This is a genomic window from Streptomyces sp. NPDC096040 (assembly GCF_040303265.1).
Classification (GTDB): domain Bacteria; phylum Actinomycetota; class Actinomycetes; order Streptomycetales; family Streptomycetaceae; genus Streptomyces.
Window position 1 is genome coordinate 1 of record NZ_JBEOTA010000052.1, and the last position, 21,993, is coordinate 21,993.

The following is a 21,993-nucleotide window of genomic DNA, read 5'->3' on the forward strand; positions in this document are numbered from 1 at the left end:
CGGACCTCGTCCATCTCCTCAGGTGTCACACCTGATACAAGATCACAGGCTACTCGTAGAACGGCAGTTGGGGTACCTAACAAAGCCCTACTAGGAGCCGTGGACGGCTTTCAAAGGACAGCTCCGGGTGAGTGGGCGCGGCGGGTCAGACTTCGATGTAGGCGACGACGACCACGGTGCGCAGCGCGGTGACGAAGTACAGGATGCGGACGGCTTCGATGTCGTCGGCGTACTCGCGCAGCTGAGGGCCGGCGGTGTCGCCGGGGATCGGTACGCCGATCTCAGGGTCGACGGAGATGACGACCAGGGCGCGGTCCAGAGCGTGGATGTCCGCCTCGCTGGTGATGTTCTCCAGCTGCTTCGCGGCGGCGTCGGAGAACGCGATCCGCGCGCGGCGGGGCCCGTGTCCTTGGGGCATCAGGCGACGGCCGACCGCTGCGCGGCAAGGCGGCCGAGGTGCGCCTCGCGCAGGTCTTCCCACGGCGTGCAGTCCTCGGGTGAGGGCAAACCGTTTTCGGCGATGTCCTCAAGGACGGCGGCGAACTGATCGGCCTGCTCGCGGGTGCGGGCCGCGTACGCGCGGACGGCGTCGGCAGCCGCGGGCTCCAGCTGCTGCCGGACGGCTCCGTCGGCGGGGGCCGGCTGGTCATTCATCGTGGCCTCCAGACGCGGGACGGGCGTATGCCTTCACGGTATCGCTGTGCACGCCGAACGGGGATGGCCTGTTGATGACTGCGCGGGTATCGGGCGCCGCAGCCAGCGCCCACTCGAACGGGCTATGCCTGGAACCGGGGGCAGGTGCGGGGTGATCTTTTCCGGCGTAGCCGCTGCTGCCGGTGGGTGGGTGGCGTGATGAACCTCTTGTCGGGTTCGGGTGAGTGGCTGACCATGCGTTACAGAAGGTTAGTTGAGACGTGACGGAGTGGGGGGTTCATGTCCAGCGGAACGGGTGGGGAGTACTGGAAAGACAAGGCTCTGCCGAGCGTGTTCAAGCACGAGCTGCTGAAGCGCTATTTGCCTCAGTTCGGCGGCATGACGGGGACCCAGTCACATGACAAGCGTGTGGTCTACCTGGATGGATATGCAGGTGAGGGGCGCTACGAGAACGGTGATCCGGCCTCGGCGGAGATCGCGCTGCGGGTTGCGTCCCACTTCCGCGCCCGGCACGGCCTTACTTTGGAACGCTTCTTCGCGGAGGCGCAGCAAAAGTCCTTCGACCGGCTGAATGCGGTGGTCGCGCACTACCAGGCCAGTGGTGTGCTGGCGCATGCTCACCGCGGCGAGGTCGATGGTGTTCTCGACAGTGTGATCCGGCGGGCCGCTCGGGAACCGTTGTTCCTGTTCCTGGATCCGTGCGGGTTGTCCTTGCCTTTGGACCGGCTCGCGGACGTGCTGGCGCGTCAGCGTCCGCAGGCGAGACCGGCGACGGAGTTGCTGATGAACTTCAGCATGATGGCCGTCTGGCGCTTGGGTGGGCATGTGCGCTCCCCGAAAGGCAACGAGCGGTCTCTGCAGCGTTTCGATGCGGTGTGCGGCGGTTCCTGGTGGCGTGAGTACTTCGCCGACGCGGCTGCTGCGTCCGCTCGGGACGGCGCCGCGGAGGACGCCATCGAGGCTGTTGCAGCGGAGTACGCCCGCCGACTGGCCCGGCGTACGGGCATGCAAGTGCAGTCGGTGCCTGTCTCACACGCCCCGCACAAGAGGGCTGTATACCGGCTGGTCTTTGCCACGCGGAGCCCGTTCGGCCTGTGGGTGTTCGGGGACACCGTGGCCCGGGCGCGCGCCGAGTGGTGGAAGACCCTGGAACTGCAGGAGGAGCGGAACGATCCCGATGCCCTGTTTTCGGTCGCCTCTGTCCTGCGGCCCGATCCCGAGGCCGTTGAGAAGGAGGCCATCCCGGTCCTGGCCGCGAACTTGGAGGCTCTGTTGCGTGCAGGCCGGCCCGTCAAGCTTGTCGAGCACACACTGGAGCTGTTCGGCTCCTATTTCGGGCAGGTCACCGAGCCGGCGGCTCGCAAGGCCGTCAAGTACCTCTACAAGGAGGGCAAGACGCCCACTACGGGCGTTGGTGGCGACAGGACGCGCGTGCTGGTCGTCCAGCCACCGCGTCTTTGACCGCGGGCCGCTACACGGCCACGGGCAGCGGCATCTGGTCCCAGGTGCGGCCGTCGAGTTCGCGGCCGCCTGCCTTGGGTGTGCGGCCGCCCCACTGCTTGAAGAAGAACGCCACCTGCGCCTGCTGGCAGGTATCGCGGATCTGGGTCACCCAGGCTTCGTCCAGCGGCCGGTGCCCCGGCCCCGATTCGCCTCCTGCGATGACCCAGTCGATGCCGGTCAGTTCCAGGCCGTCCAAAGGACCCAGCAGCGGCTCGCACGACAGGAATTTCACCGCCGCCGGCACCTGCCGCAGGTCGTCCACGCGCGGCAGCTCCTTCGAGCTTTCAACCGAGACGCCCATCCACAGGTTCTCCGGCCACTCCAGCCGGTCGGCTACCTGCCGCAGGCGCCGCGCCCGCTTGGTCAGGACCTGGTAGGTGTGCTGCGGAGTATCCGCGATCACGTCGAAGACGCGGCGTACATAGTCGAGCGGGACCCTGGCATGGAACAGGTCGCTCATCGAGTTCACGAAGACGGTGCGCGGGCTCTTCCATCCGTACGGCACCGTCAGCGCGTCCGGATGCACCGTCAGCCCAAAGCCGGGCCCCGACGTCCGCGGATCGCCGTCGGCCTGATACTTCGGCGAGCCCATCGCCTTCAGACGCTTCGCCAGTGTCAACGCGTAGCAGTTGTCGCAGCCTTCAGAAACGCGGTCGCATCCCGTGGTCGGGTTCCACGTCGCCTCGGTCCACTCGATCGAACTGCGATCACCCACGGCCGGCCCTCCATCCCCTCGAACCGGGCCTGTCCACCCGTGCCGCTGCGGCTTGCCGTGCCCAACGAGACGGCTCACGACCGGTACCGGCATCCAACCATCCGGCTTCCGTACGGCTCCCATCACCCCACAGATAGAACAGACGTTCCCATCCTGTGGGGAGATCGGCCCGCTGTAAAGGCGCCGTCACGCGGCGAACCCGATGTTGGTGACGTACTCGTACTGGCCCCACTGGGAACCGAGGTCGACCACCGCGTCGTCCACCCACGCCGTGTCGAGTGCGTCGTCATCGTCGGCGACCCATGCAGCCACGATCCGGTCCCAGCGGCGCACGTTCAGCGTCCGGTACTCCACCACGCGCTGGTGCGGGCGGGTGACCTGGGACTGGTTGAGCGGGTGGATCTCCACGCGGGTGCCGCGGCCGTCGCGGTTGAGGCGGGCGAGCAGGTAGCGGGCGACGTTCTCGCGTCGGACCGCGCGGTAGGCCTGCTCGATCGCGGCGAGGTTGGCGCGGGAGGGGGAGCGGGTGCCGGCGAGCCAGGCGCGGATGGTGCGGGGTGTGGCGGTCAGGCCGGCTTCGCGGGCGGCGGTGCGGGCGTGGTCGGTGCGGGTGAGGTAGTGCAGGCGGGCGAGCAGGCCGCGACGGGCGGTGATCGGGGTGGCGACGTAGCCGGCGAGGGCGTCCAGCTGGCGGGCGACAGCTTCGTGGCCCTTGATGCCGCGTGCGCCGAACTTGCCGAAGTCGAGATTGCGCTCGGGCATGTCAGGCCTCTTCCGGGGTCGTGGGGTCGGCGTCGCCGACGGTGTAGACGTCCTTGACCTTCACCTCGGTCACGCCGCGCCCTTCGGGGAAGATAGCGCGCCAGTCGCCGGCCACGTGCAGTTCGTCGGTGCCCATGGCGCGGACCACCATGATGCCTTCGTCGTAGGCGCGGTGGGCCTTCCACCACAGGTTCGCGAACGCCTGCGAGCGGATGAGGTGCATCCAGTCGGTGCGGTACAGCTCGCGGTTGTAGTTCGACTCGCCCATGGTCGAGACGAACTTGGAGTACATGGCTTTGACGTACTCCAGCGTCACGTCGTCGCCGTCGGCGATCGCCTGGTCCCGGGCGTCTTTCAGCGTGATCCGGAACTTCTCCAGCAGCCCCTCGGTCGCCCCCGACGTCCACGACTCGTGGATCACGGGCGGGTCGCACAGTCCGTACTTCGGGCCGGAGATCCGCAGCAGCAGGCGCAGGGTCGGTTCCGTCACCCACAGCGGGCCCGGCTCATCCCGCTGCCCGATCGGGTTCGGGAGGTAGGCGTCGTGGTCCCAGTCGGGCGGGGTGATCAGGTGGACCCCGGCCCGGCGCCGGTCGTGCTGGCCGCCCTCGGTGTGCTCCAGCTGTCCGAGCGGCAGATGGGTCTTGAGCGCGCTCAGGTAGGCGCCGTTGATGTCGAGCGCGGTGATCTCGTGGGCACCGGCGGGGAGTTCGGGGCGGGTCCACTTCGGGCGGGCCTCCCAGACCTGGTCCGCGCCCTTCGCGGACTGCTTGCGCAGCACGTCGGGCAGCCACGGGTGCGCGACCACGTCGTAGCGGCCGCCCGTGCGGGACTGGTCGAGCAGGGCCATCGCGTCCGGGATCGCCCGCTTCACCAGCGCCGCCGTCGCCTCCGTGACGTCCCCGCCGTGCTCGGCGAGCGCGGCCGCGACCGCCGAGGTGATCCGTCCGGCGAGCGGGTCCGGGGCGTCGGCGGGCCGTACCCGGCGCCCGGCCGCAACGACCTTCACCCCGCCCGCCCCCGGCCCACCAGCACGGCCCCGACCGCGCTGCACGGCAGCCGGAGCCGCCGGTTCGGGTGCTGGGGCCGGCTGCGCGGCCGTCGGCGCGGTGGTGCACTCGGCGGGGTCCAGGTGCTGGGGGAACCCGGCGACCTGGTGGCGTGCCAGCTGACCGCACAGCACGCACGGCTGCGGTACGGGCAGTTCGTTCTGGTCGTCGCCGTCGTCCTGGTGGTCGTCGGCGGTGGTGGTCCCCGCGGTCTCCACCGGGTCGGAGCCGGGATCGTCGGTGGCCGGGGTGTCGGTGTCGGCCGCCGTAGGGCTGTCGAGCGTGGCCTGTGCCTGCTCCAGGAAGTACGCATACCGCTCGCGGGTGTCCCCGCTCGGGTCGCGGCCGGCTTCCCAGCCGCTCAGCGTCGACGCGCTCACGCCGACCGCGCGCGCCACCTGCGCCCGCGACAGCCCCAGGTCCTCGCGCAGCCGGCGCCGTACCTCCGGGCCCGGCAGAGGGACTTCAGCCCGGACCCCGGCGAGCAGCGCATCGATGGCGGCGCGGCCGGTGGTGTTGTTCTTGTCCCGGTCCATCGGGACTTCCTTCCTTGATCGCCTGTGTGGCGCTGTGAGGGCCGATCGCGGTCTTGGAGTGAGCGAGGTGCCCGCTGGGGCCTGATCGGCGCTGTACAGGGCGCTGAGCGCCGCTTGTGGGGATGTGGCGGGTCCTGCGGCCGGTCAGTCGTCGTTGAGGACGGCCATGTCGCGGATTCGGCCGTAGTGAAGCTGGTGCGCGGCGGTGACGGTGCAGGTGGGCCCGTTGCGGTTCTTGCCGATGATCAGGTCGATTTCTCCGGCGCGGGCGCTGTAGGGGTCGTAGGCGTCCTCGCGGTGCAGCAGGATGATCCCGCTGGCGTCCTGCTCGATCTGCCCGGAGTCGCGCAGGTCGGAGACTTGCGGTCGTTTGCCCTCGCGGTGCTCGCTGCCCCGGTTGAGCTGCGCGCAGCAGATGATCACGGCGCCGGTCTCCTCCGAGACGATCTTGAGGTCGCGGCTGATCTCGCTGACCCGCTCGTAGGGGGACTGGCGGGAGTTGCGCTGGTCGGTCTGCATGAGCTGGACGTAGTCGATCACGACCAGGGGCGCGCGGCCGGTCTCGCGGGTGAGGGTCTGGATGCGGTGGCGTACGCGGCTGGGGGAGACGCGGGCGCTGTAGTCCATCCACAGCGGCAGCGCCCGGAGGTCGCCGAGGTGGTGCTGCATGCGCGTCCAGTCGTCGTCCTGGATCGCGGGGCCGGCGTCCAGGAGGCGGCGCAGGGAGACGCGGGAACGGGCGGCGAGAATGCGGTTGTTGACCTCGTTCTGGCCCATCTCGATGGAGTGCACGAGGGTCGGCCGGCCGCTGGCCGCGTTGGCGATCGCGATGCCGAGGGTGACCGCGCTCTTGCCCATGGCGGGTCGGCCGGCGACCACGATGATGTTGCCGGGCAGCATCTTCAGGACCTGGTCCAGGTCGCTGATGCCGGTGACGGCGGCGGCTTCGGTGACGGTCTCCAGGCCACGCATGTGCTCGTCCAGGCTGTCGCCGAACCGGCCGAAGTGCCGGTCTGTGTCCCGGTCGCCGGCCGCGAGGAAATCCAGCTCGGTCTGGACGGCGCGGACGGTGTCGGTCACGGCGTCGGGCGCGGCCTGGCGGGCCATCTGGAGGCCTCGCCCGAGCGTGGCCTGGAGGGCGCGGACCTTGGCGTACCCGTGCACGAGAGCGGCGTAGTGCTCGACCTCGCCCGCCGAGCAGGCGGCCTGGACCATCTGGGAAAGGGCCAGCCGGCCGCCGATCCGCTCCAGGTCGCCGGTGCTGCTGAGTTCGGCGACGACCATCGGCAGGCCGGTGGGCTGGTTCTGCCCGTGCAGGCGGGTGATGGCTGTCCACACGGTCTCGTGGGCGGGCCGGTACCAGTCGCCCGGCTCGATGATCCGGGCCGCGTCCGCGACGGGGTCGTAGGCGGGGGTGGCCAGCAGGCAGGCGCCCAGGATCGAGGCCTCGCCGTCCTGGTCCGCGGCGGTCTGCTGCTCCGGAGCCGTGATCGTGTCGGTCGTCATCGCTGCCCCTCCCCGGCCGCGGCCGCCGTCACGCCCTGGTGCGTGCAGCGGCGCATCGGTGCGTCGTCGTCGTCATCAAGGAGCCAGCCGTTCGGGTCGCACGCCGTGCACGCCGCGACCAGCGCGAGGCGAGCCGCCGTCGCGTCCGGGCCCTCACCCGTGCCCGCGGCCGCTGTACGCGGCTTGACCATCGCGTACAGGCGCAAGTCGTCCACCCACCCGGGCAGGCACTTCGCCCAGGACGCCGCACCCGCCGTGTTCTTCAGGACGTCGGCCTCCAGCAGGGCCCGCCCGGCGTCGTCCAGGTCGGCCAGCAGGGGCCAGCCCTGGTCCCGCATCGCACGCAGCAGCCGCGGCGCGCACCGCCTGGCCGTGGCCGCGCCCGCCTGCCAGCGCTGCATGCCGGCCAGGAAGGCTGCCGCGCCGCGCAGCTGCTCGTCGGTGAACTCCGGCGCACGCGCCTCCCGACCCTGCTCCCGCTGTGACGGAAGCGGCGGAGTGGAGTCAGTGAGGGGGTTGGGGGAGGAGGATTCCTCCTCCCCCGGGGGGTGTGGGGGGGGCGAGACGGACTGCGGGTTTTCCGCATTTCGGCTCTGACCAGGCGAAACGCGGGTTTCCAGATCGCGGGTTTTCCGCGATTCGGGTCCGGACTGCGGGTTTTCCGCATTTCGGCTCTGACCAGGCGAAACGCGGGTTTCCCGCGATTCAGGGGTCTGGGGATCGCGGGAAACCCGCGTTTCGGGGGTGACCTGCTGCGATGCCGTGATGCCAAGATCGATGTACTGCGTGTTGTTCGCGGGGTTCCGGTACACCCGGGTCACCCAGGTCGGGCGTCCAGTAGACCCGTCGAAGACACTGACGCGGGCGAGATGGCCGGCGGTCGTCAACCGCTTCGCGATGGCGTTGTAGCGGTCCTTGCCCATCTTCCAGCCCTGAGCCTGGAGATCCGCCCGGATCGCCTCCATGGTCGACGGCAGGCGAGGATCACGCAGCAGCAACTCGGCTAGGACACCGAGGTCTTCAGGCTGGAGACCGGGCGTACGTACCAGTTCGCGCCGCAGGATGACCTCTTCCGGGGCCTCCCAGCCGCGCTCCAGGTAGCTGGAGCCGAAGTCGTCGCTCACCGGGCCACCTCCACCAGCTGGCGGACGACGGCGACCGGGAAGGACGTGCGCCCCGGCGGCAACAGTGGGCGTGAAGCGATCCGCGCGGTTGGCGGACGGTAGAACGGGCGGTGCAACTGGGTCATCTCCCCAGGTAGGGGAGCCGTGATCAGTAGATGTGACCTATCAGGATCCCGGAGTAGTGGCGTTGCGCAATCTCCTGCGCATACTCTGGGTATAGGTGACCACGCGGGCTCGACGGCCCACGGGCATCACCCGGCAGACGAGGTCACCTCGCTGCTCACGACTCGGAGCTTTGGTAGGCGAGCGAGTCGGACTTGGAAGCGGCTCCTGTTGTGGCGACAGGGGCCGCTTCACATTTAAGGAGATCGGGAGAGCATCAGCTTTCTCAACCTGCCTCTCGATGAGTCAGTTCAGGGTGAGACATCACTTCTGGGTACTTATCGGCCCAACCCTCTAGAAGGCGGACATAAGCTTCCAAGTGGCGTCGGCGCGGCTTGGCCGTTCCGGTCTCCCAGCGGTGGAACGCGACCCTGGTGACACCGAAGACCACGGCGACTTCCTCCTGCGTGAGCCCGTCGGCCTTGCGGAGTCGCGCCCGAACGTCCGGCGGCGGCATAGTGTCCGGCCGCGCGAGTAGAGCGTCGACTGCATCAAGTAGGTCAGACACTGTTCCCCCTCTCCTCACGTGATCCAGAACTATACATAACTCTGCACTCTGAGCTGTGGAGTTGCTGGCATGTCAGGCGAAGATCTTGTCGAGCTAGGGTCACCAGCATGCGTCTCGCTCTCTTCGACCTGGACGGAACCCTCGTCGACCGCCGATCCGCCTTCACGGATGCCATCACTCAGCTCAGCCACGATCACGGCTACGGCCCCGAGATCGAGCGCTGGCTGATCGCCGAACTGGCCGACCGCGCGGACCGCAGCGACTTCGAGCGCCTGCGCCACACCTTCCAGCTCAACGAGTCGGCCGATCATCTGTGGCGCGTGTACGTGGACCGCATGGCGGCCGCCATGCACTGCCGGCCCGCCGTCCTCGACAGCCTGGCACGACTCAAGACCGCCGGGTGGAACATAGGCGTTGCGACCAACGGCTCCAGCGACATCCAGCGCGCCAAAATCCGGGCAACTGGCCTCGCGGACCTGATCGATGGGATCGCCGCCTCCGGAGATATCGACGTCCGCAAGCCGGACCCCCGGCTCTTCGAGCTGGCGGCCGCACGCTGCGGCACCCAGCTCACCCCCGGCGACTGGATGACCGGCGACAACCCCGAAACCGACATCGCCGGCGGATATAACGCGGGACTCCGCACCATCTGGGTCGACGGCCGTCCCTGGCCCGCCGGCCTTGTCGCACCCCACCACACTGTCGGTGACGTCACCGACGCCATCGACTACCTCCTCACCCACTCCGCGGAGTAGCCCCATGCCCCACCAGCCGACTGTCGGCATCCTCCACCCCGGCAGCATGGGCGCCGCCGTCGCCGCCTGCGCAGCGACGAACGCGTCCTCCGTCCTGTGGTGCACGGCCGGGCGCAGCCCCGCCACCATCGCGCGCGCCGAGCAGTTCGGCCTGACCGCCGTGGCCACCCTGCCCGAGCTGCTGGACCGCAGCGACATCGTCCTCAGCCTCTGCCCGCCGGCCGCCGCCGAGGACCTGGCCCGCGACGTCGCCGAGCACGGGTACACCGGGGTGTACGTGGAAGCGAACGCCATCAACCCCCAGCGGACGGCGCGGATTGCCGAGCTGCTGGGGTCCACGGCGACCGTCGTGGACGGCGGCGTCATCGGGTCCCCGCCCGTGGGCGGCAAGAGCCCGACCTTGTACCTGTCCGGCCCCACCGTCGCGGTCACCGAGGTCGTTGCGTTGTTCGCGGGCACCGATGTGCGGACGGGGATCCTGGGAGCAGAGATCGGGAACGCGTCCGCGCTGAAACTGTCGTACGCCAGCTTCCAGAAGACGAGCCGCGTGCTCGTGGCGCTCTCGGTCGGCCTCGCCCACGAATACGGCGTCGACCAGGAGCTCCTCCATGTCGCAGGCCGGCGCAGCGACTCGTACCTCGCCGAGCCCGAGTACATCGCCAAGACCGCCGCCCGCGCTTGGCGGTGGGGCCCGGAAATGGAAGAGATCGCCGACACCCTCGAGGACGCCGGCCTCCCCCCGGAGATGCTCCGCGCGGCCGCGTCCACGCTGGCACGGTGGAACGACGCCAAGGACGACACCTCGCTCACGCTCACCGACGCCCTCACCCGCCTCGCCCAGCCGTAGCCCGCCCTCATACCGTCGCCACTCCCGCCCGCCGCACCACCAGCTGGTCGATGAGCCGTGCCGACTCCTCCGGCGACGTCACCGAAGTGTCCACGGTGAGGTCCCAGACCATGTCCGGGTGCACGTCCAGGTCCTCGCGGGTCGCCTCCCACGCCGCCAGCCGTGCAGCGGTGTCACGGTCGCCCCGACCTTCGGACCGGCGCGCGGTCTCCTCCCGCGAGCACCACAGCAGCACTACCGACCAGGCAGCCGCGTAACCGCTGACCAGGGCCTGGACGCCGTCGACCTGTCCAAGGTGCACCACCGGCACGCCGGTCTCGAACGCCGAGTCCAGGCCGGGCCGGTCGATCACGTACGTGTTGCCGTACCGCCGATTCGCGTAGACGACGTCGCCCGCGCTCTCCATCGTGCGCAGCTGGCCGACGGTGCCCATCCGGTACCCGTCGCTTTTGCCCGATCCGACCTTGAGCCGGGCGAACTGCGCATAGTGCGGGTTGAGTTCAGCTAGGACACGGGTGACGGTGTCCTTGCCCGCGGCCGGCGGGCCGTACAGGATGACGCCCCGTGACTTCAACGGGTACCTCCTGCAGAACGCGCTGGTGGGAATCGTGCGTCGAGGTCGGGCCAGAGCTGGAACCACTCCGGATGCTGGGGAGCGAACTCCCTACCTGTCACGGGATGCAAGGCCGGAACGATCTCAGGTAGGTGGTGCTCTTCTTCGCCGGTTCCGCCAGAGAACGACCTCATTCCCTCTTCCGTGGAGCGCGCTGGTGGGAATCGTGTAGCGAGGTCAGGCCAGGGTTGGAACCACTCCGGGTGTTCGGACGCGAACCCTCTGCCCGTCACCGGATGCACGGCGGCGGTGATGGTCCGGTAATGACCGGACTCGCGATCATCTCTTCGCGCGAGCAGCAGGGCCAGGCCCAGGTTCACGGCAGCATTCACCCGCTCTACGGCGCTGTCCCCGAGGTCGAACCACTCACCGTTCGTTCGGTGCCGCTCGAAGTATCGGTGCAGAGCAGTTTCGAGGTTCTGCCCGCCTTCGTAGGTCGCCAGCAGTCTCAGCCGGACAGGCGATCCGACCTGGACAAACCACAGGCGTTTCGCCGGATCCTTGCTATAGCCGATCTTCACGTAGGGCCACTGGTCTGAGCCCATAACGTAGACGTAGCCGTTCATGTCGACATCACCCCGATTGCCTGGCGTGCCTGGTCGGCCAGTGAGATTGCGGCCCCCATCCGGTTGTCCACCACAAGGTGCGGGACGGCGGGACGGAGAGTGACGTCGATGGTGGCGATGTACTCCTCCCACCGTTCCAACTTCCAGGCGTCTCGGGCCGCGCCGCGGTGAGAGATGTACTCGTGCATCGACTCCACATCACACTGCACCCAGATCGGCGCGACATCGACGCCGTGCGACGCGCATTTGTTGATCAAGCGCTCCATCCACGCTCGGTCTGTCAGTTCGGCGATGAACGGGGCGGTCACGACCGTGGAAATACCGCACGACACGTGCGAATAGACGGCTTGCATCAGCGCGGCGTACTCAGCTGGCCGTACCTTCTCGCGGTACAGGTCAGTGTGCCGGTCGTGTGCCTGAGACCCCAGCGCGGCCAGCAGCGGCTCCACCAGCGGTCGCGTCAGCGGGTCCTTGTCGACCAGCGGCCAGCCCGTCAGCTGGGTCAGGAACCGGGCGAACTCGGTCTTCCCGGAGCCCGCGAACCCGCCCACCAGCACCACACACGGCTTGTGCGGATCGCCGCCGGTACGACGGCGCTTCCACGCCTCCATCACCCGCTGCTGCCAGCTGTAGCTGTCGAAGCCATCCCCGTCCGCGATCCGCGTCAACGCCCGCTCGACAGCTATCACGTGCAGACCGTTCCGCTGCTCAGGCAGCGGGCTGACCTCGAACTTTGTCTCTTCTCCCGGCAACGCTGGCCGGAAGCCCAACGACGGCTCCGTCGCTCCGTACAGAAGGCAGTAGGCCCGGCGGTACGGCGGTCCGGGGTAACTCTCGCCGGTCTCATGCTGGCTCAGAGTCTGAGGATTCGCGGCCGGCACGTCCTTCAGCCCGGCCTGCTCGGCAACCAGCCGTAGCCGCTCGCCAGCCTCCTCCAGCGTCAGCCCGTGCCGTTCCCGGTGCTCCCTGAGCTTGTCCGGGCGCCAACCTGCGCGCTTACCCACCCCGTCAGCCTCCGTCGTCACCATGATCCGGAGCCTAAGCGCGAGCCCCGAAATCCCGTGTGTAGCTACTCGTTGAAAACGCGTTGAGGAACTCGTGCACCGAAGTGACGAGCGCTTCGTGATGTTCCGCCGAGTCTCCGCCGGGTGTGATGGCCCCCACAGACAAAGTGTTTGGAGGGGCAACCACGTGGAGCCGACGAACGATGAGCAAGACTACTACCTTGATGCGGTAGGCCTTAAGGTCTCGATCGAAGGTTTTCGATCTGAGCCGTGCGGCAACGCGCTGTCACGGAACCATGACGACGTACCGCATGCGGTACCGGTGCGCGGCCTTGACCAGCAAAGAGACCTCGATCGGGCGCTCGTTGTTCGAGTGAACGACGCGGAAGGTCATCATTACCGGCATATCCTTCGGCAGCTCAAGCGATACCACTTCCTCCTCGGTGGGAATCTCCGAGGACACCTCGTCGACGAACGAGACGGGGGGGTATCCGAGGCTGGCGAGCAACGTTGGGGTGCCCCCCTTGATCTTCCGGCGCTCCATCATGGCCGTTCCTTCTGCCAGATCGAGTGGGTAGTACGACTGGGCCAGCTCCGTGGGCTCATCATCCACGAGAAGGATCTGCTTGCGGAGGAGCGCTTGGCCGTCAGCGTTCAACCCGAAAGCCTCGCGCACTTCAAAAGGGGGGGTGACTGTCTCGACATCGAGCAATTTCACGCTGGCACGTTGCGAGCGCTTCTCTGCCTCACTGATCCAACGGTACGGCTGACCGTCGCCGGCAGGGGACATATAGATCTCAGGCGTGACGGATCGCTGGGTGCCTCCCTGAACGAAAACGCCCTTTCCGGGCTGGCCAACCAGCAGTTGTTCCTCCTTGAGCGCCTGCAACGCTTTTTGCACCGTGGTGCCAGCGACGTCGTATTCCTCCATCAGGGCTGGTGTCGAGGGCAGTTGGACGCCAGGGGCCAGGTCTCCCCTGGTGATCTGCCGCCGAAGGTGCGCTGCGATCTTCTGATGAGCCGACCGCGGGTCTCTGAACGGCCTCGTCATATCTCAGCTCACCTCGCTTGTTTGTCGGTACCGAAGGTGCCGCGTCATCGTCATGACGCTGACCTCCATCGGTTCGCCGGTGGTGGACCTGGTGAGCCGCGTCAGGATCAGGACGGGTGTCCCGGGCGGCAGGTTCAGGGCGTCGCACTGGCTGCTTGTGGCGATCGCGGCAGCAACGTCTTCGATGGGGTTGTCCTCTGGAGCGAAACCCATGGACGCGAGCAGCGTGATGGCACCACCGCGGATCTTGCCGGTCTTGGCGAGCAGTGTGTCGCGTGCAATGCGGGTCGAGTAGTAGGAGTCGGCCAACTCGACAGGCTGCTCATTGAGCATGATCAGCCTGCGCCGGACTACCGCCCTTTCCGTCTTGAGGAAGTCGCGAACGATGCGGGGAGGGGCGACTTCCTCGACTCCAAGCAACTGCTGGGTGCCGCGATAGCCCCGCGCCGCTGCTTCGGCGGTCCAGGCGTCACGTTCTCCCTCCTGTCGCGGCGTGAGGTATGGCTGAGCGTTCCCGATCCACGCGTCGTCACTCTCCACGCTCAGTCCTCTCAGCCAGCCGACTTGTGTCGAAACCTTAATGCCCTGCGGCTTCAGCCAACACGACGGGATGCAGCCCTTGCTACCTTAAGGCGTATGGCCTTATGGTCTCACATGGGTCACCCCGAGAGGGCGGCCTGTCAGAAGGCGCTCCCCGCCGGGTCCTCCGCGGACCCGGCTCCCTCATCCGGAACCGCCTGAGGGCGGTGCCGGATGAGGGAGCCGGAACGCCGGTCCCCTACCTAGGCGTCACCGCAAAACAGCAGGAGTCACTGCCTCTTCGGAGGCGGGGCAATGGGGTTGAGCCCGCGCTCCCCCGGTCGACGGCGCCTGTACCGAATAGATCCACCTGATCCATCCCTGAACAGCGAAGTTGCGCTGTCTGTCCGCCAGGACTCCCCGGCCGCAGGGCCGGCCTGGCGTGGCAGAGAGGGCAGCACTCGCTTCACCTGTCGGAAGGAACGTGATGGCGAAGAACCGGAAGCGCCCAGGTCGGACCCGCACCAAGCGCGACAACCGCCGTGAGCCGATGCTGCTCAGCAAGATCGCCCCACAGAACGTCAACGTCCGTGATGGCGAGGTCAAGTCCATCGTTTGCCCCGACTGCCGCGTATGGCGTCGGCTGATGGGCGACACGAATCTCAAGATCCGCGAACACTGCATCAGCGACAAGGTCGCCGACGGCCACAAGCACGTCCGGTGCGACGGCAGCAACCAGGTCATCACGCTCGACATCACCGTTGAGCAGTGGGGCGAGGCGGTGCTGACCGTCGACGGCACCGCGACTGGCCGCCGCTCCGCCCGCCAGCACCACAAGCCGCTCCCGGCCCCGGCCAAGCCCGTCACCAAAATGACCCCGGCGCCCATGAATGCGGACGATGCACTCACCGCCTACCGCGAGCACCTCAAGAAGTGCCGGAACAGCAGTGCGGCTGGCCGCTGCGGCGGCACTCACCGCTGTGCCGATGGTGCCCGGCTTGCCGCGCTGTACGAGCAGTTGAAGCGCACTCAGAAGCACCGTGACCGCGAGCGCAGTGAAGAGACCCGGGTTGAGGAACTGCTCACTCGTCACCGGTCGGCCGAGGCCAAGGCGAGCATCGCGTCCCAGTGGGCAACACAGCACCAGGCCACGGCGGTCGCCAAGGCGGCGCTGGCCAAGCGTGGCGGCACCACGGTTGAGGAGGCCAACAACACCTGCCGGATCCGCATGGCCGGAACGGTCTCCGACTACCGCGGCCCCGCCGTCCCGCTCACGACGCTTCACCCGGGGCACCCGGCGAGCTGACCACCCGGACGAACCATCGCGGCCCCGGCCATCCCGAGCGATCGGGACGACCGGGGCCGCGGGCATCCCTGACACCCCAACCCGACCAGGAAAGACACCACAGTGGGAGACGAGGAGCGGATGACCGCGTACGAGACGGAGCAGGCCGAACTGGCGGAGATGCACCGGGCGTACGAGGAGGTGGACCAGGCCGAATACGCCCATTTCATGGCAGAGATGGACGCCCGCGACGCCGAACGCGCCGCGCAGCAGGAGAGCTGATCCGCAGCCCCTGCGCTGCCCCTCGTCGACCGCGCCCGCTACGTGCCGGGGGTGCGGTGGTCGGCGGAGTGCGCAGGACGCACTCACGTGACGGACCCCCGGGGGTGCCTCCCCGGGGGTCCTGTCGCAGGTCAACCCTTCGTGAGAGGACGACCCACCACATGCACAGGATGACAGCTGTACCGACCCTGGACACCCGGCCTCCGCTGCCGAAGCGCCCGCTTCCGCACGAGAAGACGCCGGACCGACCGGCCCCGGCCGGGACCCGTCCGCACCCGCAGCGCGACGCCCGTGTCGATGACGAGATCGGCCCCCGCAGGGTCGGCGCGATCTACCAGACCAGCATCAGCGCGTACGAGGTCCTCGCCGTCATCCGCGACCCCGAGCGGGCGAGTGACCTGCTCAAGCGCACCGCGCTGTGGGCGGTCATCGTCCGCGACATCATGCGCGCCGACGCCGAGCCGTACGCGGTCGGCGACACGTGGACGACGTCGGACTACCTGGTCCGCGAGGGCCAAACCCCGGCGTCGTTCGCGCCGGCCGCCTGACGATCCGCCACGGTCCGCCTCCCGCCTCCCGCCCACCGGCGGATGGGGGCGGGAGACGGGCCGTGGCTGGCCGTCCGGCCAGTCACAGGCGGCGGCCCCGGAGTAGCAGTCCAGGGCCGCCAGTACAGGAAAACGGAGTTCCTGTGGCTGACAGCATGACACGCACGATCACGACCGATGAGGCCCCCCGGCGTCTTGGTCAGCATCTCCTGGCCGTGGTCCGCGAGCAGGACGCCCGGATCCCCGCTGGACGGCGCGTACCGCGCACCGTGGCGGAGATGCGGGCCCGCCTCGCGGCGGCCGGCGCCGTCCAGGCCGGGACGGAGGCGTGCTGATGAGGCGCCGGATGATCACCGCTGCGTTACGTCTGGTCCTGGCCGTGAGCGGTCAATGTTCGGTGTGCAGCGGCCGGTTCGAGGGCTGGTCCGGCGGCGTCTGTGACGCCTGCCGGGCCGCTGGGCACTGATCGTGCCCGGCGACCTGTACACCCGCTACCAGGCCGCGCACACCGCGCACCGTACCCACCGCGATACCTGCACGTCGTGTGCCGACACCAGCCGCTGCCCCGCCGGGCAGCGGCTGTACGAGTCGTTCGCCGCGCTGCAGGACGCGTACCTCAACCGTCTGCGCCAGCAACGGCGTTGACGGTTTCCGCCAGTCCGGCACCGCCACCTCTGCCGACTGCCTGACCCGCCCGGCCCGGCCCCGCCCCCGTCGGCGGCCGGTCCGGGCGCGGTCCAGGGGAGCCGCGCAGCCGCGCGACCGATCACCCCCCCGCCGGGAGGCCTTGATGCCCACCGTCACCCCCACCGTTCCCACCTCGACCCGTCTGCCCCGCTCGCTGTGCCGGCACCCCGAGCTGTGCCCGACGGCGGACAGCCCGGACCGGGAGGCCGCCGCCGTACTGGCCGCCCACCCGGAGCAGGGCTGGAGCCTGCTCTGCAACGGCCTGATCGTCTTCGACGACACCGGCGACCTGCTGCCCGACGGCCAGGTCGTCGCCCCGCACCGCCCGGTCTGACACCGCCCGCCACGGAGCCGTTTCGGCTCCACCGGCCGCCGTTTCGGACCCACCCGATTCCGTTTCGGGAGCGCACGGAGCCGTTTCGGCAGCGCCCTGAACACCCCCTTCCGGAGGCCCCTATGACGATCACTGACGTGCCGCGCCAGGCGGCACCCGACACCCCCGTTTCGGCTCCACCGGCCGCCGCTTCGCGGGCACCCGATCCCGTTTCGGGCGCGCCGGAGTTCGTTTCGGAGACGGACAACCGGAACCCGATCAAGCCCAAGCGGGACGGGCTGATGACCGCCCTGTCCGTGGCCGCCGCGCTCGGCGGCACGCTGGTCGGCGTCATCGGTTTCGCGATGTCCTACAGCACCCTCGCCGAGGTCGCGCTGAGCTGGGGATTCACCCCGAGGCTTGCGCCCTGGTTCCCGGTCGGCGTGGACGCGTCGATCATCGCGTTCCTGGCGCTGGATCTCTACCTGATCCGCAAGCGCACGGCGTGGCCGCTGCTGCGGATGGCCGCGCACGCCATGACCGGTGCCACGATCTGGTTCAACGCGTCCTCGCAGGGCGACATCGGAGCTGACCCGGTCCGGGCCGCCAGCCACGGTGTTATGCCGCTGCTGTTCGTGATCGGGGTGGAGGCCGCGCGGCGCCTGTTCATCGCAAAGGCGCAGCTCGAAGCTGGTACGGCCACGGACCGGATCCCGCTGCACCGCTGGATCCTGAGTCCTCTTGGCACCCCGCGGATCTACCGTCGGATGCGGTTGTACGGGGTCACCTCCTACCCGGAGATGACCCGCCGCGAGCAGGACCTCAAGGGGTACGAGCAGTGGCTGAGGCGCAAGTACAACGGCGACCTTGACGCGGCGAGTGAGGATGAGCGGCTGCCCATGACGATGGCCGCCTACGGCTACACCGTCGCCGAGGCCCTGGCCCTGCCCGAACGGCAGGAACGCCAGGCGCAGGAACGCGCCGAGGACGCCGAGCGCCGGCGCCTGGAGGCACAGACCCGCAAGGAAGAGGCCCAGGCGCGGGCAGAGGCCGCCCGGCTGGAGTCGGCGGGTCGCCTGGAGGCCGTCCGTGCCCGCGTGGACGCCGAGACCGGGCAGGCCCGCGCCCACGCTCGTGCGCAGGTCAGCGCTGCCGAGCGGGCCGCCGAGCAGGAAGAGGCTGCCTTGGAGACCGCGTTGCTTGCCGAGGCCCGCGCCCGCCAGGCCGCCGCCGACCGTAAGGCGGCCGAAGAGCGGGAGGCCGCTGCCGCCGCCGACGTCCGTGCGGCGGAGCTGGAGCGCCAGGCAGCCGAGAAGCGGAGGCAGGCAGCGGAGGCCGACCGGGCCGCCGCCGCGCAGACTCAGGCGATCGAGACGGCCGAGATCGCCGAGGCCCGCAAGCGCGCTGCCGAAGCTGACAAGGCTGCTGCCGAAACGGAAGAGGCTGCCCGCGAAACGCGCCGCCGCGCCGCCGAAGCCGACCGGCTGGCGGCGGATGAAGAGGAGCGCGCGGCGGTCGCCCGGGCCGACGCGCAGGATGCCCGGGAGCGTGAAGCCGAAACCGAACTGCGTGCCGCCGAAAAGCGGCTCGCTGCCGCCGAAACCGAGCGGCGTGCGGTCGAAGCCGAGGACGCGGCCCGGCTCACCCCGCGCCAGCGTGCGGTCCGCAGGGTCGCCCGGATGATCCTCGCCGCCGACGGCATCGCCGAGCAGCTGCCGCTTGCGGCGATCCAGCACGAGTTGGGCGTCACGTCGGCCGGCACCGCCTCCGAGTACCGCCAGGAGGCCGCCGAACTGCTCGCGGGCGGCTACCGCCCCGAGCAGTGACCCACACGCACCACCGTCCGGCACACACCAGTGAGGGCCAGCCCACGGGAATTGGGCTGGCCCTCGCTGCGACTGCCGGAAGCAGTCACAGATCCCCAGTACACCAGGAGGAATCCCCACCGTGAACAGCACCGACCCGACGAACCGCCCCTCTCCGCTGCGCGATGTGGCGCAGTCCCCGGAGGCAACCGCCCGATACCTGGCCGATGTTCAGCGGGTTCTGCTGGAGATCGGCGACAACCTGGAGCTCCTGGCCCGCGAGACCCGCGTGCACCTGCGCGCCACCCACGTGGATGGCGACCGCTGGTATCACGCCCGGTTGCGCGCGCAGCCGGTCGAAAAGGCCTTGAAAGCCGTGCAGAAGAACCTGGACGGTCTGACGCAGGGGCTGGAGACCACCGCCTACAAGCGCAACGAGTTCGCCGACAAGGTCAAGAAATTGCCCGGCGAGCGGCAGCAAAAGGCGCTGGAAAAGGCGCGGAAGAAGAATCCGCAGATTCAGGCGGCGCGGAATTATTCTCCGCAGGGTGGACGGCAGGACCCCGGATATGGTTATAGTGGTCCTGCGTCCATTTACGACCTCGGACGGAACCGGGAGTCCGCGTGAGCCGCCCGCTTCTCCGGTCCGAAATCAAGGCGCATCGCTCCCATCAGCACCTGGTCGGCCAGCGAGACAGATTCGTTCGAATTCACGGCGAGGATCTCGGGGCCTTCTACTTTCTGGTGATGCTGATTCAGACGCTCGGGAAAAAGGCGCTGAAAAAGGGAGACGTTCAGAAACTGCGGGCCCTCGCCCACGATCTGAACGCCGTCTACACCAAGCACACCCAGTAGCCAGCCGCACCCGTGAAGGGGGTCGCCGCAGTCCGCGGCGGCCCCCTTCGGCGGTTCCAACGCGCAGACGCGCAGGCACGTGCTCACGCAGGCGCGCACACGCGTACGCGAGGCGGTGACCCGCTGTCAAGCCTTGATCGAGATTGGAGGTGAGCCGTGTCGGAGGACGATGAGAGCGCTGGACGGCTGATCAATTTCCCCGCTCCGGACACGGTGCTGAACCGCCCGCCGGACCTCGCGGACCCCGGCCGTCTTTTCCCCGCTCCGGACATTTCTCCGGAATCCGAGGAGGAGACCACGCTGGAAATCCCCCGCATTCCGGCTTCGCCTGACCCGATGAATTCTCTGCGTTCGGAGGGGATTCCGGCCCCCGATCTGTCCGGTGAGAACGAGGGTGAATACGAGGAAGGTGAATATGAGCAGCCTCGTTCTCTCGCCGATCGTCTCGGTGACTGGCTGGAACTCCGGCTGCATATCGCGAGGGAGCGGCACGACGGCGAAGCCGCGTTCCGTGAGGCGGAAATAGCGCGGCAAGTCGCGCTCCTGGAAGCGCGGACGTCCCGTGAAACCAGCCTCGCCGAGGCGCACAACAAACTCCGTGCCGCCCACCTGAAAGCGCAGGCCGCCCGGGCGGGCGGGTCAGGATCCGGGCTGGGTGCGGACAAGGGCCGCGGCGGCGGGGCCGGCCGGGGAGGCGGGTCCGGTTCGGGGCGCGGCTCCGGCGGATCGTCCGGAGCTGGCGGCGGCAAGCCCGGCGGCGGCCGCGGCCCCGGCGGCGGAGCCGGACGCGGTACGGCCGGGCCCAACTCCAGCGGCTCCGGCGGCAAGGGCCCCGGCAGCGGCAAGGGCTCGGGCGGCCGGGGTTCCGGTGGGAACAGCGGCTCCGGCGGTCGGGGTTCCGGCGGTGGAGCAGGCGGCGGCCGGAAGAACGGCGGCAAGGGCTCCGGCTCCGGCGGGTCGAACGGCTCCGGCGGCCGGGGGCCCGGCGGCGGTTCCAGGGACGGGCGCGGCTCGGGCCGGGACACGGCGGCCAGCCCGCGCGCGGAACGGGCCCGCGGCCGGCAGGAACGCCGGGCCGCCCGCCGGGCCGCCCGCCAGGCCGCCCGGCAGCAGCGAGCCGCCGACCGGCAGGCCGCCGGCCTCGCCGACCGCACCAAGGACCGCGACCTGAGGCGGGGCGCGCAGGAGAGGGCGCGGCGCCGTAAGGAGAAAGCCGCCCGCCGCAAGGAGAAGGAACGCCAACGCGAGCGGGACGCGAAAGACGCTGCGAGGGCAGCGGACCGCGCGAGCCGTACGACGTTCGGCGACGCCGTGGCACAGGAGGCACAGCGACGCTGGGACAAGCGCCGCGCCGACACCGACACGGACCGCAAACCGGAGGACGGCGGGGCCAAGCCCCAGGACAAGGACACGGCAAAGACCCCGCCGAACGCGCAGGAAAAGCCGCCTGGCGGCCCGTCAGACGGCTCTGCGGGCGGCGCGGGTGTTCCTGGCCCGGACGCAGCCGGTAAGGCCCAGGACGGGCCCTCCGACGGCTCCGGCGACGGCCCGCACACGAGGCACGGGAAGCGGTCCTGGCGGGACCTCTTCGACAAGCCCGGGCCCGGCGAGGACAGCGGCAAGAGCGGCGGCGCGGGCGGGGCCGGCAGTCCGTTCGGCCGGGACCGTACGCCGCCGACGGCGGAATGGCCCGGCCGGCCGGCCCGGACCGGTACTCCCCCGCCCGGCGAGGACGACGTGGTCGACGCGGTCATCGTCGACGACCCCGGCGACCCCTTCGGAACGTGGCGGGCCCGCCGCGCCGGCCTGCCGCGCGCCTCGAGGAAGCGGCGTGATCCGTCCGTCCCGCAGCAGGAGATCAAGCGGCCCGGCACCACACGACCTGTCAGCAGCGAAGGGAGCACTACCAGCGTGAGCAGCACGGAAGTCACCAGGCCGTCCGGGCAGGGCGGTCTGGCCGCTCAGCACCGCACGGACATCACGTTCGACGATTTCCTGGTGCGGATGGTGAACATCGCGATCCAGGCCGCCGCCGACCAGGAGCGGGCCGAAGCCCTCATGGAGGCACTCGACAAGGTCGCCGACGCCCTGCGGGAGATGGCCGCCGACCTGGTCGGTGACCACAACATCGACACCGCGGTCACCGACCTGATCGCCGATCTCGCCGACGCCGCGGGCCGCATGAAGCGGCAGACCGAGGTCTGCGCGACCGAGTGCAGCCTGGCGGTGGAGGCCGCCAAACTCGCCGCCGAGATCGTCTCGCGCGTCTACGGCCAGGACATGGCCGCCAAGGAAGACGCCGGCCTCACGTTCGCGTCGGCCGCCGCTCACCACGACTGAGCAC

The 21,993-nt window shown here is 69.4% G+C and carries 26 protein-coding genes; 13 read left to right on the plus strand and 13 right to left on the minus strand.

Annotated elements, in window-relative coordinates:
• Positions 1-145 precede the first annotated feature (145 nt).
• Positions 146-418 carry a hypothetical protein gene (locus tag ABTY98_RS39390; RefSeq protein WP_352225966.1) on the minus strand — a complete coding sequence of 91 codons (273 nt, stop codon included), beginning with the start codon at positions 416-418 and terminating at the stop codon, positions 146-148.
• Positions 418-654 (minus strand): hypothetical protein, encoded by a 237-nt coding sequence (locus ABTY98_RS39395; RefSeq protein ID WP_352225967.1) that lies wholly within the window; start codon positions 652-654, stop codon positions 418-420. The genes ABTY98_RS39390 and ABTY98_RS39395 overlap by 1 nt, the downstream gene beginning before the upstream one ends.
• Positions 655-933: 279 nt before the next feature.
• Here ABTY98_RS39395 and tcmP point away from each other — a divergent pair, with 279 nt between their 5' ends.
• Complete coding sequence (gene tcmP, locus ABTY98_RS39400) at positions 934-2,115, plus strand: three-Cys-motif partner protein TcmP (RefSeq protein WP_352225968.1); 1,182 nt, start codon at positions 934-936, stop codon at positions 2,113-2,115.
• A gap of 10 nt (positions 2,116-2,125) precedes the next feature.
• Here tcmP and ABTY98_RS39405 read toward each other — a convergent pair whose 3' ends face one another.
• The 6 genes from ABTY98_RS39405 to ABTY98_RS39430 form a co-directional block, all read right to left on the minus strand.
• Positions 2,126-2,872: a DUF5131 family protein gene (locus ABTY98_RS39405; protein ID WP_352225969.1), complete on the minus strand. Its 747-nt coding sequence runs from the start codon at positions 2,870-2,872 to the stop codon at positions 2,126-2,128.
• Positions 2,873-3,058: 186 nt separating this feature from the next.
• Positions 3,059-3,634 carry a transcriptional regulator gene (locus tag ABTY98_RS39410; protein ID WP_352225970.1) on the minus strand — a complete coding sequence of 192 codons (576 nt, stop codon included), beginning with the start codon at positions 3,632-3,634 and terminating at the stop codon, positions 3,059-3,061.
• 1 nt (position 3,635) lies between these two features.
• A complete protein-coding gene (locus tag ABTY98_RS39415; protein WP_352225971.1) occupies positions 3,636-5,219 on the minus strand; it encodes a helix-turn-helix domain-containing protein in 1,584 nt (527 codons plus the stop codon).
• A gap of 144 nt (positions 5,220-5,363) precedes the next feature.
• On the minus strand, positions 5,364-6,725 hold the full coding sequence (locus tag ABTY98_RS39420) for a replicative DNA helicase (protein ID WP_352225972.1): 1,362 nt from the start codon (positions 6,723-6,725) through the stop codon (positions 5,364-5,366).
• On the minus strand, positions 6,722-7,849 hold the full coding sequence (locus ABTY98_RS39425) for a hypothetical protein (RefSeq protein WP_352225973.1): 1,128 nt from the start codon (positions 7,847-7,849) through the stop codon (positions 6,722-6,724). Before ABTY98_RS39425 ends, ABTY98_RS39420 begins: the two co-directional genes overlap by 4 nt.
• 388 nt (positions 7,850-8,237) lie before the next feature.
• Complete coding sequence (locus tag ABTY98_RS39430; protein WP_352226006.1) at positions 8,238-8,468, minus strand: helix-turn-helix domain-containing protein; 231 nt, start codon at positions 8,466-8,468, stop codon at positions 8,238-8,240.
• A 158-nt stretch (positions 8,469-8,626) separates the two neighbouring features.
• Between ABTY98_RS39430 and ABTY98_RS39435 the strand changes: the two genes are divergently transcribed.
• Together ABTY98_RS39435 and ABTY98_RS39440 are read left to right on the plus strand one after the other, a co-directional pair.
• On the plus strand, positions 8,627-9,274 hold the full coding sequence (locus ABTY98_RS39435) for an HAD family hydrolase (RefSeq protein ID WP_352225974.1): 648 nt from the start codon (positions 8,627-8,629) through the stop codon (positions 9,272-9,274).
• 4 nt (positions 9,275-9,278) lie between these two features.
• Positions 9,279-10,121 (plus strand): NAD(P)-dependent oxidoreductase, encoded by an 843-nt coding sequence (locus ABTY98_RS39440; protein WP_352225975.1) that lies wholly within the window; start codon positions 9,279-9,281, stop codon positions 10,119-10,121.
• A gap of 7 nt (positions 10,122-10,128) precedes the next feature.
• On the opposite strand, the gene ABTY98_RS39445 is transcribed toward ABTY98_RS39440, so the two are convergent.
• The 5 genes from ABTY98_RS39445 to ABTY98_RS39465 all read right to left on the minus strand — a co-directional run bounded on the left by ABTY98_RS39445 (position 10,129) and on the right by ABTY98_RS39465 (position 13,895).
• Complete coding sequence (locus ABTY98_RS39445; protein ID WP_352225976.1) at positions 10,129-10,695, minus strand: phosphotransferase-like protein; 567 nt, start codon at positions 10,693-10,695, stop codon at positions 10,129-10,131.
• The gene (locus tag ABTY98_RS39450) at positions 10,692-11,300 is read right to left on the minus strand and encodes a GIY-YIG nuclease family protein (protein ID WP_352225977.1); all 609 of its coding nucleotides are present in this window, start codon (positions 11,298-11,300) and stop codon (positions 10,692-10,694) included. The genes ABTY98_RS39445 and ABTY98_RS39450 overlap by 4 nt, the downstream gene beginning before the upstream one ends.
• A complete protein-coding gene (locus tag ABTY98_RS39455) occupies positions 11,297-12,328 on the minus strand; it encodes an AAA family ATPase (protein WP_352225978.1) in 1,032 nt (343 codons plus the stop codon). Before ABTY98_RS39455 ends, ABTY98_RS39450 begins: the two co-directional genes overlap by 4 nt.
• Before the next feature lie 262 nt (positions 12,329-12,590).
• The gene (locus ABTY98_RS39460; protein WP_352225979.1) at positions 12,591-13,355 is read right to left on the minus strand and encodes a GntR family transcriptional regulator; all 765 of its coding nucleotides are present in this window, start codon (positions 13,353-13,355) and stop codon (positions 12,591-12,593) included.
• 3 nt (positions 13,356-13,358) lie between these two features.
• Positions 13,359-13,895 (minus strand): UTRA domain-containing protein, encoded by a 537-nt coding sequence (locus ABTY98_RS39465; protein WP_352225980.1) that lies wholly within the window; start codon positions 13,893-13,895, stop codon positions 13,359-13,361.
• A 529-nt stretch (positions 13,896-14,424) separates the two neighbouring features.
• Between ABTY98_RS39465 and ABTY98_RS39470 the strand changes: the two genes are divergently transcribed.
• From ABTY98_RS39470 to ABTY98_RS39515, 10 genes are all read left to right on the plus strand, one after another.
• On the plus strand, positions 14,425-15,180 hold the full coding sequence (locus ABTY98_RS39470) for a hypothetical protein (protein ID WP_352225981.1): 756 nt from the start codon (positions 14,425-14,427) through the stop codon (positions 15,178-15,180).
• A gap of 120 nt (positions 15,181-15,300) precedes the next feature.
• Positions 15,301-15,441: a hypothetical protein gene (locus ABTY98_RS39475; protein ID WP_352225982.1), complete on the plus strand. Its 141-nt coding sequence runs from the start codon at positions 15,301-15,303 to the stop codon at positions 15,439-15,441.
• Between the two features lie 170 nt (positions 15,442-15,611).
• On the plus strand, positions 15,612-15,989 hold the full coding sequence (locus tag ABTY98_RS39480) for a hypothetical protein (RefSeq protein WP_352225983.1): 378 nt from the start codon (positions 15,612-15,614) through the stop codon (positions 15,987-15,989).
• Between the two features lie 155 nt (positions 15,990-16,144).
• Positions 16,145-16,324 carry a hypothetical protein gene (locus ABTY98_RS39485; RefSeq protein WP_352225984.1) on the plus strand — a complete coding sequence of 60 codons (180 nt, stop codon included), beginning with the start codon at positions 16,145-16,147 and terminating at the stop codon, positions 16,322-16,324.
• Positions 16,325-16,457: 133 nt separating this feature from the next.
• Positions 16,458-16,634, plus strand: coding sequence for a hypothetical protein (locus ABTY98_RS39490; protein WP_352225985.1), 177 nt, complete (start codon positions 16,458-16,460; stop codon positions 16,632-16,634).
• Positions 16,635-16,830: 196 nt separating this feature from the next.
• Positions 16,831-17,010 carry a DUF5999 family protein gene (locus tag ABTY98_RS39495; RefSeq protein ID WP_352226007.1) on the plus strand — a complete coding sequence of 60 codons (180 nt, stop codon included), beginning with the start codon at positions 16,831-16,833 and terminating at the stop codon, positions 17,008-17,010.
• Positions 17,011-17,132: 122 nt separating this feature from the next.
• Complete coding sequence (locus ABTY98_RS39500) at positions 17,133-18,815, plus strand: DUF2637 domain-containing protein (protein ID WP_352225986.1); 1,683 nt, start codon at positions 17,133-17,135, stop codon at positions 18,813-18,815.
• Between the two features lie 121 nt (positions 18,816-18,936).
• A complete protein-coding gene (locus ABTY98_RS39505; RefSeq protein WP_352225987.1) occupies positions 18,937-19,422 on the plus strand; it encodes a hypothetical protein in 486 nt (161 codons plus the stop codon).
• On the plus strand, positions 19,419-19,649 hold the full coding sequence (locus ABTY98_RS39510; RefSeq protein ID WP_352225988.1) for a carbohydrate ABC transporter: 231 nt from the start codon (positions 19,419-19,421) through the stop codon (positions 19,647-19,649). The genes ABTY98_RS39505 and ABTY98_RS39510 overlap by 4 nt, the downstream gene beginning before the upstream one ends.
• Positions 19,650-19,985: 336 nt before the next feature.
• The gene (locus ABTY98_RS39515) at positions 19,986-21,989 is read left to right on the plus strand and encodes an ATP/GTP-binding protein (protein WP_352225989.1); all 2,004 of its coding nucleotides are present in this window, start codon (positions 19,986-19,988) and stop codon (positions 21,987-21,989) included.
• Positions 21,990-21,993: the final 4 nt, after the last annotated feature.